The sequence below is a fragment of the Streptomyces sp. NPDC047853 genome (genome assembly GCF_043204535.1).
In the GTDB taxonomy this organism is placed as follows: domain Bacteria; phylum Actinomycetota; class Actinomycetes; order Streptomycetales; family Streptomycetaceae; genus Streptomyces.
The window spans coordinates 272,248-288,645 of sequence record NZ_JBIDCI010000004.1 but is presented as its reverse complement, the minus strand read 5'-3'; the positions used below and the strand labels follow the sequence as shown (position 1 = coordinate 288,645).

General features: G+C 73.6%; 13 protein-coding genes. 9 read left to right on the top strand and 4 right to left on the bottom strand.

Annotation, left to right across the window (positions count from 1 at the left end):
• Positions 1–52: 52 nt before the first annotated feature.
• On the bottom strand, positions 53–1,039 hold the full coding sequence (locus ACGF5T_RS10320) for a helix-turn-helix domain-containing protein (RefSeq protein ID WP_366766827.1): 987 nt from the start codon (positions 1,037–1,039) through the stop codon (positions 53–55).
• A gap of 71 nt (positions 1,040–1,110) precedes the next feature.
• Here ACGF5T_RS10320 and ACGF5T_RS10315 point away from each other — a divergent pair, with 71 nt between their 5' ends.
• From ACGF5T_RS10315 to ACGF5T_RS10305, 3 genes are all read left to right on the top strand, one after another.
• Positions 1,111–2,424 (top strand): MFS transporter, encoded by a 1,314-nt coding sequence (locus ACGF5T_RS10315; RefSeq protein ID WP_356610195.1) that lies wholly within the window; start codon positions 1,111–1,113, stop codon positions 2,422–2,424.
• A 160-nt stretch (positions 2,425–2,584) separates the two neighbouring features.
• Positions 2,585–2,779: a hypothetical protein gene (locus ACGF5T_RS10310; protein ID WP_361015473.1), complete on the top strand. Its 195-nt coding sequence runs from the start codon at positions 2,585–2,587 to the stop codon at positions 2,777–2,779.
• Positions 2,780–2,828: 49 nt separating this feature from the next.
• Positions 2,829–3,095 (top strand): hypothetical protein, encoded by a 267-nt coding sequence (locus ACGF5T_RS10305; RefSeq protein ID WP_356610197.1) that lies wholly within the window; start codon positions 2,829–2,831, stop codon positions 3,093–3,095.
• A 2-nt stretch (positions 3,096–3,097) separates the two neighbouring features.
• On the opposite strand, the gene ACGF5T_RS10300 is transcribed toward ACGF5T_RS10305, so the two are convergent.
• Positions 3,098–4,069 carry a MerR family transcriptional regulator gene (locus tag ACGF5T_RS10300; protein ID WP_366766828.1) on the bottom strand — a complete coding sequence of 324 codons (972 nt, stop codon included), beginning with the start codon at positions 4,067–4,069 and terminating at the stop codon, positions 3,098–3,100.
• 87 nt (positions 4,070–4,156) lie between these two features.
• On the opposite strand from ACGF5T_RS10300, the gene ACGF5T_RS10295 reads away from it, so the two are divergent.
• The 4 genes from ACGF5T_RS10295 (at position 4,157) to ACGF5T_RS10280 (ending at position 12,418) form a co-directional block, all read left to right on the top strand.
• Complete coding sequence (locus ACGF5T_RS10295; protein WP_366766829.1) at positions 4,157–5,692, top strand: alpha/beta hydrolase; 1,536 nt, start codon at positions 4,157–4,159, stop codon at positions 5,690–5,692.
• Positions 5,693–5,918: 226 nt separating this feature from the next.
• Positions 5,919–8,768: a carbohydrate-binding protein gene (locus ACGF5T_RS10290; protein WP_366766830.1), complete on the top strand. Its 2,850-nt coding sequence runs from the start codon at positions 5,919–5,921 to the stop codon at positions 8,766–8,768.
• Between the two features lie 16 nt (positions 8,769–8,784).
• Positions 8,785–10,563, top strand: a complete 1,779-nt coding sequence (locus ACGF5T_RS10285) for a ThuA domain-containing protein (protein ID WP_361015468.1) — start codon at positions 8,785–8,787, stop codon at positions 10,561–10,563.
• Between the two features lie 163 nt (positions 10,564–10,726).
• On the top strand, positions 10,727–12,418 hold the full coding sequence (locus tag ACGF5T_RS10280; RefSeq protein WP_392887465.1) for a cellulase family glycosylhydrolase: 1,692 nt from the start codon (positions 10,727–10,729) through the stop codon (positions 12,416–12,418).
• Positions 12,419–12,493: 75 nt separating this feature from the next.
• Here ACGF5T_RS10280 and ACGF5T_RS10275 read toward each other — a convergent pair whose 3' ends face one another.
• Positions 12,494–13,072 (bottom strand): hypothetical protein, encoded by a 579-nt coding sequence (locus tag ACGF5T_RS10275; RefSeq protein WP_366766831.1) that lies wholly within the window; start codon positions 13,070–13,072, stop codon positions 12,494–12,496.
• Between the two features lie 36 nt (positions 13,073–13,108).
• Here ACGF5T_RS10275 and ACGF5T_RS10270 point away from each other — a divergent pair, with 36 nt between their 5' ends.
• Both ACGF5T_RS10270 and ACGF5T_RS10265 read left to right on the top strand, forming a co-directional pair.
• Positions 13,109–13,798 (top strand): response regulator transcription factor, encoded by a 690-nt coding sequence (locus ACGF5T_RS10270; RefSeq protein ID WP_366766832.1) that lies wholly within the window; start codon positions 13,109–13,111, stop codon positions 13,796–13,798.
• A complete protein-coding gene (locus ACGF5T_RS10265) occupies positions 13,795–15,111 on the top strand; it encodes a HAMP domain-containing sensor histidine kinase (protein ID WP_366766833.1) in 1,317 nt (438 codons plus the stop codon). The genes ACGF5T_RS10270 and ACGF5T_RS10265 overlap by 4 nt, the downstream gene beginning before the upstream one ends.
• A gap of 8 nt (positions 15,112–15,119) precedes the next feature.
• Here ACGF5T_RS10265 and ACGF5T_RS10260 read toward each other — a convergent pair whose 3' ends face one another.
• On the bottom strand, positions 15,120–16,004 hold the full coding sequence (locus ACGF5T_RS10260; protein WP_356610205.1) for a CAP domain-containing protein: 885 nt from the start codon (positions 16,002–16,004) through the stop codon (positions 15,120–15,122).
• Positions 16,005–16,398: the final 394 nt, after the last annotated feature.

Here is a 16,398-nt window from a genome sequence, read left to right as displayed (position 1 = left end):
CGTTCGGCCGGTCCGGACACGCCGCACTACTCGCCGGTCCGGGCACCCCGCACTACGCCGTCCCGCGGAAGGTGTTGCGGTACGCCCGCGGTGACACACCGAGCGCCTCGCGGAAGTGCTGGCGCATCGCCGTCCCGGTGCCGAACCCGGCGCGGGCGGCGATGCGGTCGACCGGCTCGTCGCTGCGCTCCAGCAGCCGCCGCGCGTAGTCGAGGCGCTGCCGGCCGAGCCACTGCATGGGCGTCACCCCGGTCTCCTGCCGGAACCGCCGGCTGAGGGTGCGCACGCTCATCGCCGCCTGCCGTGCGAGGTCCTCCAGGGTGAGCGGCTCGCCCAGCCGCTGGAGCGCGTAGGTCCGGGCGGCGGCCGTCGAGGCGTCGTCGGCCTGCGGGACGGGCCGGTCGACGTACTGCGCCTGGCCCCCCTCGCGATGCGGTGGCACCACGGTCCCGCGCGCCACCCGGTTCGCCACCTCCACGCCGTGATCGTCGCGGATCATGTGCAGGCACAGATCGATCCCCGCGGCAACGCCGGCCGAGGTGAGCACTCCGCGGTCGTCCGTGTAGAGCACGTCCGGATCGACGTCCACCTCCGGGTACAGCGAGGCCAGTTCGGCGCACGACTTCCAGTGCGTCGTGGCCCGCCGCCCCTCCAGCGCGCCGACCGCGGCCAGGACGAAGGAGCCGGTGCAGATGGACGCCAGCCGGGCGGAGGCCGGGACCCGCTCCAGTGCCGCCCGCACCGGGTCGGCCAGCCGCCCCCGCTCCTGCGGCCCGTAGTCCTCCACCGCCGCCGGTACCACCACCGTGTCGGCGCTCTCCAGGACCTGGGGCCCGTGCCGGACGTGCACGCTGAAGTCCGTGTCGGTGGCGACCTCGCCCGGCGTGCTCGCACAGGTGAGCACCGAGTACAGCGGCCGTCCGTCCTCGTCGGCGGCCGTCCCGAACAGCCGGTGCACGATGCCCAGTTCCATCGGCAGCAACCCGGGGCGCACGAACACCGCCACCCGGTGCGGTGCCCGGCCTCGCTCATCAGTCATGACCAGATTCTTTCACTCGCTGTCCATCTGGCCAGTGGTGTGTGCTCCGCGTCCGGCGAAGGGTGGTGCCCATGCGCCACACGACCCGACACCCCCGCACCCTCCCCGGACACCGCGCCTGGTGGACGGCGGCCGTCACCGCGGCCACGATCGTCGTCGCCGGTGCGTTCTCCACCCTGCCCGGCATCCTCCAGAGCCCGCTGCACGGCGAGTTCCACTGGTCCCGCGGCGTCATCGGTCTCGCCGCCTCGGTGAACATGGTCCTGTACGGCCTCACCGCCCCGTTCGCCGCGTCCCTGATGGACCGCTTCGGCGTCCGGCGGATCGTCGGCACCGCCCTCGGGGTCGTCGCCGCGGGAGCGCTGCTCACCACCGTCATGACCGCCGCCTGGCAGTTCGCCCTCCTCTGGGGCCTCCTGGTGGGCCTCGGCACCGGCGCGCTGTCCATGACCCTCGCCACCACCGTCGCCAACCGCTGGTTCACCACCCGCCGCGGCCTGGTCACCGGCATCCTCTCCTCGGCCGGCGTGCTCGGGCAGATGGTCTTCCTGCCCGCCCTGTCCTGGACCGTCGACCACCACGGCTGGCGTGCGTCGCTGGCCGCGCCGGCCCTCGCCGCCCTGGCCGTCCTGGTCCTGGTCCGCTTCGCCCTGGCCGACCACCCCGCCGACAGCGGTCACCGCCCCTACGGCAACCCCGCCTTCGTCCCCAGGCCGCCCCCCGTCCCCGGCGCGGCACGGCGCGCCCTCACCGTCCTGCGCGACGCCGCGCGGACCGCCCCCTTCTGGCTGCTCGCCACCGCCTTCGCCGTCTGCGGTGCCTCGACCAACGGCGTCATGTGGACGCACTTCGCGCCCGCCGCCCACGACCACGGCATGCCGGTCACCACGGCCTCGACGCTGCTGGCGCTGATCGGCGTCTTCAACGTCGCCGGCACCGTCGTCGCCGGATGGCTCACCGACCGGCTCGACCCGCGCAGGTTGCTGGCCGTCGTCCTCACCGCGCGCGGTCTGCTGCTGGTCGCGCTGCCCACGCTCATGAGCGCGACCGTGACGCCGCCCATGATGGCCTTCGTCGTCCTCTTCGGCCTCCTCGACCTCGCCACGGTGCCCCCCGTCATCGCCCTGTGCCGCACCTTCTGGGGGGACGACAGCGCCATCGTCTTCGGCTGGGCCAACGCCGCGCACCAGGTCGGCGCCGCGCTGACCGCCTTCCTGGGCGGCGTCGCGCGTGACGCCTTCGCCGGCTACGACCCGCTGTGGACCGTCCTCGGCGCGGCGTGCGCCGCCGCGGCCCTCCTCGCGCTCACCGTCCGCCGCACTCCCGGCGCGGGCACGAACCGACGGGGTCGAAGAGCGGTGGCCGCGCCCGGGACGCGGTGCTGAGCTGAGGCGATGCGCGAGACCACGCGGGTGGTGGTGGACCGGGGACGGTTCCAGGACACCGTCACCCTCCTCGGAGGACGAGGACCGGCGGGCCGCCGCCGTCGGCTGGGCGGAGGGGCGGCTCGCCGCCCGGGGCCTGCGGCCGGCCGGGGAGTGGCGGGTGCGCCTGCGCCCCTGGTCCGTCCTGGTACGGCTGCCCGTCCCGGGACCGTGGGAGGAACTCCTGCGCCAGTACGCCGCCGCGCCGTACGCGTCGGCCGCGCGCGTACCGGAGATCGCACGGCCGGCGGTCCCGCACCTGCCGGCCACCGCGCTGCCCGGTGTCTTCGACCTGCCAGACGACCCGCTCCTGTGAGGACGCCGTTCCGCAGGCGTTGTCAGTGGCGGATGCGAGGCTGCGACGCATGGATGAGGTGGAGTTCATGCGGGGCAGGGTGTACGGCGCCGACCACGACAGCCCCGGGCCGCGGCCCGGCCGGGGCTACGTCCAGTTGGTGGGCGGCCCCCTGGACGGTCTGCTCCTGGACGTCACGGACCTCACGGAGCGGGAGCGGGCCAGGGGAGTGGTGCTGGCCACGGAGATAGGCCGCTACGGCCCGGGCGGACGCTCCGCGTACGGTCCGAGGACCGACGACCGCCGGCGCTTCGACTGGCGGGGCGACGTCCCCTGACGTCATACCACCGGCTGTGCCGCCCCCGTCTCCCCGACCAGGGCCGCGAGCAGCCAGTCGTGCGCGGAGCCGGGCGTCGGCTCGGCCCGGCGGCCCGGCGGGGTGATCACCTCGGCGACCAGCTCCCAGTACTGGTCGATCCGCGGATCGGCCGCGAGCTGCCCGGTCAGCCGACGGCGGAAGGCCGGGGTGTCCCGGACGCCGTACGCGCCCGTGTACGCGCCGACGAAGCCGTCCAGCGCCTCGCCGGGGCTCGGGGACCGGTCCCGGCGCAGCTGGACGCCCGCCAGCTCGTACGCCTCCGCCAGCCCTTCGTACAGCACGGCGGCGCCCCGGGCACCGGCCACCCGGTGCGCCTCGGGCTGGGGCCGCGCGGTACCCGGACAGGGGGCGAGGACAAGGGCGTTGAGCCGCGCGAAGGCGAGGACGTGGGCCGGGGCCGGATCGTCGGGCGGCCGTGGCACCGCCACCTCCAGGAACGCGCCGGTGGACCGGGCCGGCATCCGCGGAGGCAGCCAGCCGCGCCAGAACCGGACCAGCGGGGCCGTGCTGGGCGGAACGCTCACGGTGCCGATCAGCCGCAGCCGGTCCGGTCGCTCCCCGGGCGCGCACTCCTGCACAAGACGCAGCGCCGCCTCCCGCCAGCGCAGCGCCGCCAGCTCGGAACCGACGTCGCTCAGCCGCCCGGCGACGGCGGCCTCCAGGGCGCCGCCTTCCGCGTACGCGCCGCACGGGTCGTCCTCCTCGTCGAGGATCCGGCGCACCACCGGGACCGACAGGTCGAGAGCGCGCAGGGAGCGGATCAGCCGCAGGCGGTCGAGCGCCTCGGGGCCGTAGCGCCGGTGCCCGCCGGCGCTGCGGGAGGCCTCCGGCAGCAGCCCGCGGTCGGAGTAGAAGCGGACCGTCTTCACGGTGACGCCCGCCTGCTCGGCGAGCTCACCGATGCCGCACAGACCGTCGTCCGACGTGGTCACTTGAACCTCCCTCAGGGGGAGTTCCTACCGTACCGGCGACCGCGGGACGGCGATCGGGCCGCCCCGCAGGGGTATGAAGGAGCGACCATGACCGCGTTCGTCCTGGTGTCCGGCATGTTCACCGGTACTCATGTGTGGCGGGAGACCACCGCCCGGCTGACCGCCGCGGGCGCCGAGGCGCACCCGGTGGCCCTCACCGGGCTCGACGGTCCGCGTACCGCGCCGGCCGGCGGCATCGACCTGGAGACCCACATCGCGGACGTCCTCACGGTGATCGACTCCGTCGGCACGGCACAGGACCGCGAGGTGGTGCTGGTCGGCCACGACTACGGCATCCACCCGGCGCTGGGAGCCGCCGACCGGCGGGCGGAGCGCGTCGGCCGCGTCGTCCACCTGGACTCGGGCATGCCGCAGGACGGCGTCCCCGCCCTGGCCGCCGTGCCCGACCGGTCGCTGCGCGCGCGGCTGGCCGCGGCCGGTGGCCGGGCGGACACCGGCGACGTGCTCGAGCCCCCGGCCGGGGCCGACGAGTGGCGGCTGTGGGGCAGCACGGCAGGCGTCCCGGACGCGACCCTGGACCGGCTCACCGCGCTCGCCGCGCCGCAGCCGCTCGCCACCCTGCTCCAACCGCTGAGCCTGACCGGCGCCGTGGCCACGGTGCCCACCACCGGCGTGCTGTGCACGCGCAACGGTGCGAGCATCGAAACGGTCCAGATGATGGTGGGCTTCGGCGATCCGGCGTTGCAGGCCCTCACCGACCCGCGGGTGACCTTCTTCGAACTGCCCACGGGACACTGGCCGATGCTCTCCGCTCCCGCCGAGCTGACGGACGTCCTGCTGCGGGCCGCGGCCGGCGAGGGACACCGGCTGGTCCCCGCCGACGCGGCGGTACCGCCCGCGCATCTGCGCCCGTTCCCGCTCGACGTCCCCGAAGCCCCCCGGGAACGGCACGGGAACGTCGACCTCCACCTGCCCGACGCCGACGGCCCGCGGCCCGCGGTGCTGTTCGTGCACGGCGGCCCGGTACCCGCCGACGCCCGGCCCACCCCGAGGGACTGGCCGGCCCTGACGGGCTACGCGCGCCTCGCGGCGGCCGGCGGCGCGGTGGGCGCGGTCGTCGACCACCGCCTCCACGACCTGTCCGACTACGAGCGCGCCGCCGCGGACGTGGCCGCCGCGGTGGAGGCGGTCCGGGCCGACCCGGCTGTGGACGCGGACCGGGTCGCGCTGTGGTTCTTCTCGGGGGCCGGTCTGATCACCACCGACTGGCTCGCCGCGCCCCCGCGGTGGCTGCGCTGCCTGGCGGCCACCTACCCGGTCCTCGCGCCCCTGCCCGTCTGGGGACTGTCCGGCTCCCGCTTCCACCCGGCGCGGGCGGTGGCGAACGCCGGCGACCTGCCCCTCGTACTCACCCGCGTCGGACTGGAGGCGCCCGAGATCGCCGCCACGGTCGAGGAGTTCCTGGCCGCGGCCGAGGACGCGGGAGCGGACGTGGAGGTGGTCGACGTGCCGCACGGCCACCACGCCTTCGAAGGCGTCGACCCGACCGACGAGACCCGCCAGGCCGTCCAGCGCGCGATGCGGGCGGTGCTGGACCGCGTAGGCCGGCACGGCGCGCCGTGACCCTCCTCGGCGACGCGTCCAGGCACTTTGTCCCGTCGGCGGAAAAAGATTAGAGATCTTGCGGAGAAGGGGGTTACAGGTTCGGACCAAGGCCGCTAACTTCCTTGAAATGAACCGGTCATAGCTGTCCCCGACCGGCGCTCGACGGCGCGACGGCGCGCGCCCGTACTCCCTCACGGCAGGCCCAGCACGCTTGCCGCCACCCCTCACTCCCCGGGAGAACTCAGTGCGCACGAGACCGCGCGGACACAGACGTGTCCGCTTCCTGCTGCCGGCCCTGGCGTGTGCCGTCGGCCTGACGCTGCCGGTGAGCCCGGCCGTCGCGGCCCCGGCGGACCCGGGCGGGACCAAGGCCGCGGCAGCCGAGGAGTTCCAGCAGGTCACCCTCGCCAAGGGGGTGGCCGAGACAGGCGAACCGATGACCCTGGCGGTCCTGCCGGACCGCTCGGTGCTGCACACCTCGCGCGACGGCACCCTCCGGCGGACCGACGCGGCGGGCACCACGGCCGTGGCGGGCAAACTGGACGTCTACAGCCACGACGAGGAAGGACTGCAGGGCGTCGCCGCGGACCCCGGCTTCTCGGCCAACCGGTTCGTCTACCTCTACTACGCCCCCAAGCTGAACACCCCCGCCGGTGACGCGCCGGCCAGTGGAACGGCGGCCGACTTCGCCCCCTTCGACGGGGTCAACCGGCTGTCCCGGTTCGTCCTGCGGACCGACGGCACCCTGGACACCGCCAGCGAGAAGAAGATCCTCGACGTGCCCGCCTCCCGCGGCCTGTGCTGCCACGTCGGCGGCGACATCGACTTCGACGCGGCCGGCAACCTCTACCTGTCGACGGGCGACGACACCAACCCCTTCGCCTCCGACGGCTACACCCCCATCGACGAGCGCGCCTCGCGCAACCCCGCGTACGACGCCCAGCGTTCCTCCGGAAACACCAACGACCTGCGCGGCAAGATCCTGCGCATCAAGGTGAACGCCGACGGGTCCTACGGAATCCCGTCCGGAAACCTCTTCGCCCCCGGCACCGCCAGGACCCGCCCCGAGATCTACGCGATGGGCTTCCGCAACCCCTTCCGGATGAGCGTCGACAAGGCCACGGGGACCGTGTACGTCGGTGACTACGGCCCGGACGCGGGCACCGCGAACGCCTCCCGGGGACCGGCCGGGCAGGTCGAGTTCAACCGCGTCACGAAGCCGGGCAACTTCGGCTGGCCCTACTGCACCGGCGACAACGACGCCTACGTCGACCACGACTTCGCCTCCGGCGCGTCGGGTGCCGCGTTCAACTGCGCCGCCCCGAGGAACACCTCCCCGCGCAACACCGGCCTCACCGACCTGCCGCCCGTCCAGCCCGCCTGGATCCCCTACGACGGCGGTTCGGTACCGGAGTTCGGCGGCGGCTCGGAGTCGCCCATGGGCGGACCCGTCTACCGCTACGACGCGAACTCCACCTCCGAGGTCAAGTTCCCCGCCGAGTACGACGGCGACTTCTTCGCCGGCGAGTTCGGCCGGCGCTGGATCAAACGCATCGAGGCCGGCGGCGACGGCACCGTGCAGTCCATCAACGCCTTCCCCTGGAGCGGCACCCAGGTGATGGACATGGCCTTCGGCCCGGACGGCGCCCTCTACGTCCTCGACTACGGCACCGGCTACTTCAACGGCGACGCCAACTCTGCCCTGTACCGCATCGAGCACGTCACCGGAGGCCATGCCCCGGTGGCCCAGACCAAGGCGAACACCACCTCCGGCAAGGCGCCCCTCGCGGTGACCTTCTCCTCCGCCGGCAGCTCCGACGCGGACGGCGACGCCCTCTCCTACGCCTGGGGCTTCGGCGACGGCGCCACCTCCACCGCGGCCAACCCGTCCCACACCTACACCACCAACGGCCGCTACACGGCCACGCTGAAGGTCACCGACAGCACGGGCAAGTCCGCCACGGCCTCCGTGCAGATCACGGTCGGCAACACCGCGCCCACGGTGCGGCTCGACCTGCCGGCCGACGGGAGCGTCTACGACTTCGGCGCCGCCATCCCGTTCAAGGTGACGGTGACCGACCCCGAGGACGGCACCATCGACTGCGCCAAGGTGAAGGTGACCTTCATCGTGGGGCACGACAGCCACGGACACCCGCAGACCTCGGCCACCGGCTGCACCGGCACGCTGCGGACCCTCGCGGACGGTGAACACGACCCCAACGCCAACATCTTCGGCGTCATCGACGCCGAGTACACCGACCAGGGCGCGAACGGACAGCCCGCCCTCACCACCCACGACCAGCACATCACCCAGCCCAGCCACCGGCAGGCCGAGCACTACGGGAACTCCTCGGGCGTCCAGGTCGTCACCCACACTCCGGCGCACGGGGGCAGGACCGTCGGTCACATCGAGAACGGTGACTGGATCTCCTTCCAGCCCTACGCCCTCGGCAACACCACCGCCTTCACCGCCCGGGTCTCCTCCGCGGGCTCAGGCGGCACCATCGAGGTGCGCGCGGGCTCCCCGACCGGCACGCTGCTGGGCACGGCGACGGTGCCGGTCACCGGCGGCTGGGAGACGTTCCAGGACGTGACCGCGGCACTGAGCAACCAGCCCACCGGGTCCACCACCCTCCACCTGGTCTTCAAGGGCGGCAGCGGCTCGCTGTTCGACGTGGACGAGTTCTCCTTCTCCACCTCCGGCGCAGGCACCCGCACGGGTGCGGTGACGGGGGTGAACGGCAAGTGCCTGGACGTGGACAACGCGGGCACGGCGGACGGGACGAAGGTGCAGGTGTGGACGTGCAACGGGAGTACGGCGCAGAGCTGGACGGTCGCCGGTGACGGCGCGCTGAAGGCGCTGGGCAAGTGCCTGGACGTGTCCGGCGGCGGCACGGCGGACGGCACGAAGGTGCAGCTGTGGACGTGCAACGGCTCGGGTGCGCAGCAGTGGGCGGCGCAGTCGGACGGCACGGTGCGCAACCCGCAGTCGGGCAAGTGCCTGGACGCGTCGGGCGGCACCTGGAACGACGGGACGCCCGTGCACCTGTGGAGCTGCCACACCGGAGCGAACCAGAAGTGGACCCTGCCGTAGAGAGGAGGCGACCATCATGCGCAACACACTGAAAGCAGCCCTGGGCCTGTTCGCCGGAACACTGCTCTGCATGGCCCCCCAGGCCACCGCCCTTCCCGGCGTCGCCGCCGGTGACACCGCCCGCACCACCGCCGCACAGGCGGCCCCGGACACCGCGGCCCGGGCCGCGGCCGACCCGGCGTACAAGATCCTCGTGTTCTCCCGGACGGCGGGCTTCCGCCACTCCTCGATCGACGACGGCATCACGGCACTGCGGGCCCTCGGCACGGCGAACAACTTCACCGTGGACGCCACCGAGGATCCGGGCACCTTCACCACCGGGAACCTCGCCCAGTACAAGGCGGTCGTCTTCCTGTCCACGACGGGCGACGTACTGGGCGCCGCCCAGCAGACGGCCTTCGAGAGCTACGTCAACGGCGGCGGCGGATACGTCGGCATCCACGCCGCCGCCGACACCGAGTACGACTGGCCCTTCTACGAGGGGCTGGCCGGCGCCCTCTTCCACTCGCACCCGGCCATCCAGTCGGCGACCGTCGAGGTGGAGGACCGGGCCCACGACGCCACCGCGCACCTGGGCGGCACCTGGCAGCGGACCGACGAGTGGTACAACTACCGCACCAACCCCCGCACCACCGCCCATGTGCTGGCCTCGCTCGACGAGTCGAGCTACGCGGGCGGGAACATGAACGGCGACCACCCGATCGCCTGGTGCAAGGACTACCGTGGCGGCCGGGCCTTCTACACCGGCGGCGGCCACACCGACGAGTCCTACACCGACCCCGCCTTCCGCCGGCACCTGCTCGGCGGCGTCCGCTGGGCGGCGGGGATGACGAACGCCGACTGCCGCCCGGAGAGCGGCTACACGTCGCTCTTCGACGGCTCCGGCACCACCGGCTGGCAGCAGGCGGGCCCCGGCGGGTTCACTCTCGCCGACGGCACCCTCACCTCCCACGGGGGCCTGGGCCTGCTCTGGCACTCCGCCCGGGAGCTCACCGGTGACTACTCCCTCAAGCTGGACTGGAAGGCGTCCGGCGACGACAACTCCGGTGTCTTCCTGGGCTTCCCCGCCTCCAACGACCCCTGGTCGGCGGTGAACAACGGCTACGAGATCCAGATCGACGCCACGGACGCCGCCGACCGCACCACGGGCGCCGTCTACGGCTTCAAGTCGGCGGACCTCCCCGCACGGGACGCCGCGCTGAACCCGCCGGGGGAGTGGAACACCTACGAACTGCGCGTCACCGGGGAACGGCTGGAGATCTTCCTCAACGGGTCGAAGATCAACGACTTCACCAACACCGACCCGGCGCGGAGCCTGGCCCAGGGGCACATCGGACTCCAGAACCACGGAGACGGTGACGACGTGGCCTTCCGCAACGTCCGCGTCAAGCAGTCCGGCACGTCGCCCGGGCCCCGTACCGGTCGGGTCACGGGCGTGAACGGCAAGTGCCTGGACGTGGACAACTCCGGTACCGCCGACGGTACGAAGGTGCAGGTGTGGACGTGCAACGGGAGCGCGGCGCAGAGCTGGACGGTCGCCACTGACGGGACACTGAAGGCGCTGGGCAAGTGCCTGGACGTCTCGGGCGGCGGCAGCGCGGACGGCACCCGGATCCAGCTGTGGACCTGCAACGGTTCGGGCGCCCAGAAGTGGGCGGCGCAGTCGGACGGCACCGTGCGCAACCCGCAGTCGGGCAAGTGCCTGGACGCGTCGGGCGGCACCTGGAACGACGGCACGCCCGTACACCTGTGGTCCTGCCACACCGGACCCAACCAGAAGTGGACCCTGCCCTGACGGGTGCGGTCACGTGAGTCGGCTGCCGGCCGCCCGGAAACGGGCGGCCGGCAAGCGTTTTCCGCCCGAGGTCTTGACGTGTACGTGACGCCTGAGTTCTATGGGAGCGCTCCCACAGCTGCGTGTCCCCCGTGTCCGCACTTACTCGCCCCCTGGAGTCGCCGTGCGCACCGCACAACGCCCCTTACCGGCACCACGCCCTCTACCGAGAAGCAAGAGCGCCTTCGCCCGTCTCCTGACCGGTCTGGCCACCCTGATCGGGCTGGTCGTCGTCGGCGTCCTCTGCCCGTCCGTCGCCCTGGCCCGGACGCCTGCCGCCGAGGCCGTCGGCCTGCACATCAGCGACGGCAGGCTGCTCGAAGGCAACGGCAACGACTTCGTCATGCGCGGGGTCAACCACGCGCACACCTGGTACCCGGGTGAGACGCAGTCGCTCGCCGACATCAAGGCGAAGGGCGCCAACAGCGTCCGGGTCGTCCTCTCCGACGGCCACCGCTGGTCCGAGAACAGCCCGGCCGACGTCGCCGCCGTCGTCGCGGACTGCAAGGCCAACCGCCTGATCTGCGTGCTGGAGGTGCACGACACCACGGGCTACGGGGAGGACGCCGCGGCCGGCACGCTCGACCACGCCGCCGACTACTGGATCGGCCTCAAGGACGTCCTCGCCGGTGAGGAGGACTACGTCATCGTCAACATCGGCAACGAGCCCTGGGGCAACACCGACCCGGCCGGCTGGACCGCGCCGACCGTCGCCGCGGTCGAGAAGCTCCGCGCGGCCGGCTTCCAGCACACGATCATGGTGGACGCCCCCAACTGGGGCCAGGACTGGCAGGGCGTGATGAAGGCCGACGCCCAGGCCGTCTACGACGCCGACCCCACCGGCAACCTGATCTTCTCCATCCACATGTACAGCGTCTACGACACCGCGCAGGAGATCACCAGCTACCTGAACTCCTTCGTGGACGCCGGACTGCCCATCCTCATCGGGGAGTTCGGCGGTCCCGCCGACCAGTGGGGGGACCCCGACGAGGACACCATGATGGCCACCGCCGAGCAGCTCGACCTCGGCTACCTGGCCTGGTCGTGGAGCGGCAACACCGACCCGATCCTCGACCTCGTGATCGACTTCGACCCCAGCCGGCTCAGCTCCTGGGGCGAGCGCATCTTCAACGGCGTGAACGGTATCGCCCGGACCTCGAAGGAGGCGACGGTCTTCGGTGGCGGCGGCCCCGGTGACACCCGGGCCCCGACGGCCCCCGGTACCCCGGTCGCCACCGCCGTCACCGCCACCTCCGTCACCCTCGGCTGGAGCGCGGCCACCGACGACGTGGGCGTCACCGGCTACGACGTGGTCCGCCTCGGCGCCGGCGGCGAGACCCCGGCCGCCGCCTCCACCAGCACCACCGCCACCGTGACGGGCCTCACCGCCAACACCGCCTACACCTTCGCCGTCTACGCCCGTGACGCGGCCGGCAACCGCTCGGCCCGCTCCGCCACCGTGGACGTCACCACCGACGCGGGCGGCACCCCCGGCGCCACGTGCTCGGTGGGCTACCGCGTCGTGGGCGAATGGCCCGGCGGGTTCCAGGGGGAGATCGTCCTCCGCAACACGGGCACCGCGCCCATCGGCCCGTGGACGCTGACCTTCGCGTTCGCCGACGGGCAGAGGATCACGAACATGTGGGGAGGGACCCCGGCCCAGAACGGGGGCGCCGTGAGCGTCACCCCGGCCTCCTACACCGCCACCGTCCCGGCCGGCTCCGCGGTGACCCTCGGGTTCACCGGCGCGAAGGGCGCCGCCAACACCGCCCCGACCGCGTTCCACGTGAACGGGTCCGCCTGCGCGAGGACGTAGGCGGAGCGTCCCGCCGGCCGGCGGCGGCACCGCGGGTGCCCTCGCCGGCCGGCACCGGTCCCCGACGGACGGGCCCTAGAACGACACCTCGCGGACACTGGCCTGGCTCCGCGGCTGCGTCGTCGCCGTGATCTCCGACCGGTGGCGGTCCCCCGAGAACGTCACCGTCAGGGTCCGTGGATCGCTCTGACGCGTGCCCACCGTGAAGCCCTGGTTCGGCACGGCGGAGATCAGGCACACCCCGGCGCCGCCGAACCGCACGGTCACCTTGCCGCCCTCCGACGGCACGGTGTAGACGCCGGCCCCGCCGTCCTCGCAGCCGAGGTCACCCCCGCCCGCCGGAGCCCGCGAGGGCGTGGTGCGGGCGGGGGGCGTCGGTGTCGGAACCGGATCGGCCGGCTTCGCACGGGTGCGGGTCGGCGTGGGGCTGGGCTCGCGGCTGGTCGCCGACGGGCTCGGCGAGGGCTTCGCGGTCCGGGACGGAGAGGGCCGCGGGGGCGTCGACGGGGCCGCCAGCTCCTGCGGCGCCGACTGCGCGACCGGTGCCGTCGGCCGGGTCGAGCCCACCACGAAGTGGATCGTGATGATGACAGCCGTGACACTGGCGGCCGTGCACGACAGCCAGATGATCAGGTAGCGCAGGAGGCGGGACACGACACCATAGTGACGGACCGGCTAACGTGCCTGCCCATGGCCTCCGTACTTGTCGTCGAGGACGACCCTGTGATCCGGGCCGCGCTGATCGAGGTCCTGACCGGGCACGGCTACGCGGTGAAGACCGCTCACCAGGGTTTCGAGGCGTTGCGCGACATCACGCAGAGCCCCCCGGACATCGTGGTGCTCGACCTGGGGCTGCCCGACCTCGACGGGCTGGACGTACTGCGGATGATCCGCGGCATCTCCCGCGTCCCGGTGCTGGTGGCCACCGCCCGCGACGACGAGACGGAGATCATCCGGCTGCTCAACGCGGGGGCCGACGACTACCTGGTCAAGCCGTTCTCCGGCGGGCAGCTCGCGGCCCGTCTCGCCGCCGTCCTGCGCCGGTCCGAGCCCGCCGACGTGCGGGCGGCGCGGCGGTCCGTCCTCCAGGTCGCCGACCTGCGCGTCGACCCCACCGCCCGCACCGCGCACCTCGCCGGCCGGGAGCTGGCCCTCACCCGCCGCGAGTTCGACCTGCTCGCCTACCTGGCCGCCAACGCCGACCAGGTCATCTCCCGGCAGCGCATCCTCACCGAGGTCTGGCAGCAGCCCTACCTGGAGGACCAGACGGTGGACGTCCACCTCTCCGCACTCCGCCGCAAACTGGGGGAGAAGGCGCGCAAGCCCCGCTATCTCCACACCGTGCGCGGCATCGGGATCAAGCTGGTCAGCTCGCCATGAGACGTGCCCTCGCCGGGATCGCCCTGGCCGTCACCTCGATGGTCGCCCTGTCGTTCCTCATCCCGCTCGCCCTCCTCGTCCGCGAACAGGCCCGCGACCGGGTCACCACCGCCGCCGAGCAGCGCGCCTCGGCCCTCTCCCCGGTGCTCGCCCTCACCACCCGGCGCGCCGACGTGCACCAGGCCGTCGCCGAGCTGGGCTCGTCCGACCAGCTCGTGGTGCGGCTGCCCGACGGCAGCTTCGTAGGGGACCCGCACGCGCCGAAGGACGCGCTCGACCGGGCCGTGCGCGGGCGCGAGACGCTCGCCGTCGACACCGCGGACGGCTGGGTCTATCTCCAGCCCGTCGTCCTGCGCGGCGACCGGGTCGCGGTCGTCGAGGCCTACGTGCCCGCCGCCGACCTCACCCGGGGCGTGGCCGCGTCCTGGGGCGTGATGGCGCTGCTCGCGCTCGGCCTGGTCGGTGGCTCGGTGCTGGTCGCCGACCGGCTCGGCGCCCGCGTCGTCCGCTCCTCCCGCGGTCTCAAGCGCGCCTCGCTGGCCCTCGGCTCCGGCGACCTCGACGTACGGGTCGAACCGGACGGCCCGCCCGAGCTCCAGGAGGCCGGCGTCGCGTTCAACACCATGGCCGACCGGGTCGTCGACCTCCTCGCCGTGGAACGCGAGCTGGTCGCCGACCTCTCCCACCGGCTGCGCACCCCGCTGACCGCCCTCTACCTGGAGGCCGACCGGATGGGCGCCACCCCGAGCGCCCGACGGGTGACGGAAGCGGCCGGGCAACTGGAGAGCGAACTCGACTCGATCATCGCCGCGGCGCGTACGCCCCTGGCCGCCGCCCAGCTCGGCGGAGCGGGGACGGCCACGGCGAAACCGTGCGACGTCGCCGAGGTGGTCGCCATGCGGCTCGAGTTCTGGTCCGTCCTCGCCACCCAGCAGGGCCGGCCCTACGAGCGTTCCCTCACCCCGCGCCCGGCACCCGTGGCCTTCCCCGAGGACGACCTGGCGGCCGTCGTCGACGCCCTGATCGGCAACGTGTTCCGGCACACCCCGCAGGGCACCGCCTTCGCCGTCCGCGTGGAGCGGGCGGAGCGGCACGTCGTCCTCACGGTCGACGACGCCGGCCCGGGCGTGGCCGACCCCGAGGCGGCGCTGACCCGGGGCGTGAGCGTCGGGGGCTCCACCGGCCTCGGCCTGGACATCGTGGCCCGGGCGGCGGGTACGGCGGACGGCGAGCTGACGATCACCCGCGCGCCGTTGGGAGGCGCGCGGGTGCGGGTGTCGTTCGGACTCGCGGGGACGAACGGCGGACGGTGACGGAGGCGTCAGCGGCCGGTGCCGAAGTTCTGGGTCCACCAGGGGCCGCCGTCGCCGAAGTGCACGCCGACGCCCAGTTCCTTGAAGGAGCAGTTCAGTATGTTCGCGCGGTGACCGGAGCTGTTCATCCAGGACTCCATCACCGAGGCGGCGTCCGCCTGCCCCCTGGCTATGTTCTCGCCGAGCGTGGACCACTGGTAACCGGCGGCCTCGACACGGCTCGTCATCGTGGAGCCGTCGGGGCCGGTGTGCGACATCACGCCGCTGCTCGCCATGACGTCGCTGTAGTCGTCGGCGGCCCGGGTCAGCCGGTCGTTCGCGGTGACCGGCGAGCAGCCCGCCGCGGCCCGCTCCTCGTTCACGAGAGCGAGCACCTGCGCCTCGGGGCCGCCGGACCCGCCGGAACCCGCACCGGATCCCGAGCCCGTGCCGGTACTGCCCGACCCGGTGTCACCGCCACCGCCCGACGACCGGTCGCCGCCGCTCTTCGCCGTCGTCCGCGCGGGAGCCTTGGGCGCGGCCGTCGTCGCCGACCGGGCGGAGGAGGGGCTCGTCGTCCTCTTCGGCCCGCGCCCGTCCTTCTTCTTCTCCGCGTCCTTCGCACCGGCGCTCGCGCTCGGTGAGCCGCTCGCCGTGGCACTCGGGCGGGCGGACGTGGAGGCGAGCGGAGCCGCGCCGCCCGCCGCTTCCCCGGCGCGCGAGGCCTCACCGGCCGCGCTCGTGGCGACCCGGTCCGCGGCCCGCTCGTCCTCACCCCCGGCGACGGCCAGGGTGATCCCGACGCCCGCCGTCAACGTGACGGCGCCGAGCGCCAGCGCAGTACCGCGGGTCCTGAGCCCGCCGCGGGGCCGGGCGTGGGAGCGGGACGGACGGGCGGCTCGGCGGGAACCCATGTCTGAGGACACCTCGGCTTGTCTGTCGGCTGATCGGACCCCGTACCCGGTGGACGCGATCGCGCCCACCGGGACTGTGGGGGGTGGTCGAGAGCCTAGGACGCGGCCGGGCCGGAAAGGGCCGTCCGAAGGTCATCTTCAGAAAGCCTTAAAAGAGCCGCCAAAGTCCGCTGAGGAAGCAAGGAAGCACGACGGCGACGAACCGGCCGGTCTCCGCCCGTCACGGGCCGCCGCCCCCTGCCCGGAGCCGGGTTGGGGCGCTTCAGCGCGAAGAGAGGTGCGGGAGCCCGCGGGGCGCCCCTCGGACGCCTCGGACGCTCCGCAGCCACCCCCGCGGGCCGCTTACCGGGCCGTGCCGCGGGACAGCCTGTCGGCGTGCACCCGGCCGGCCGCC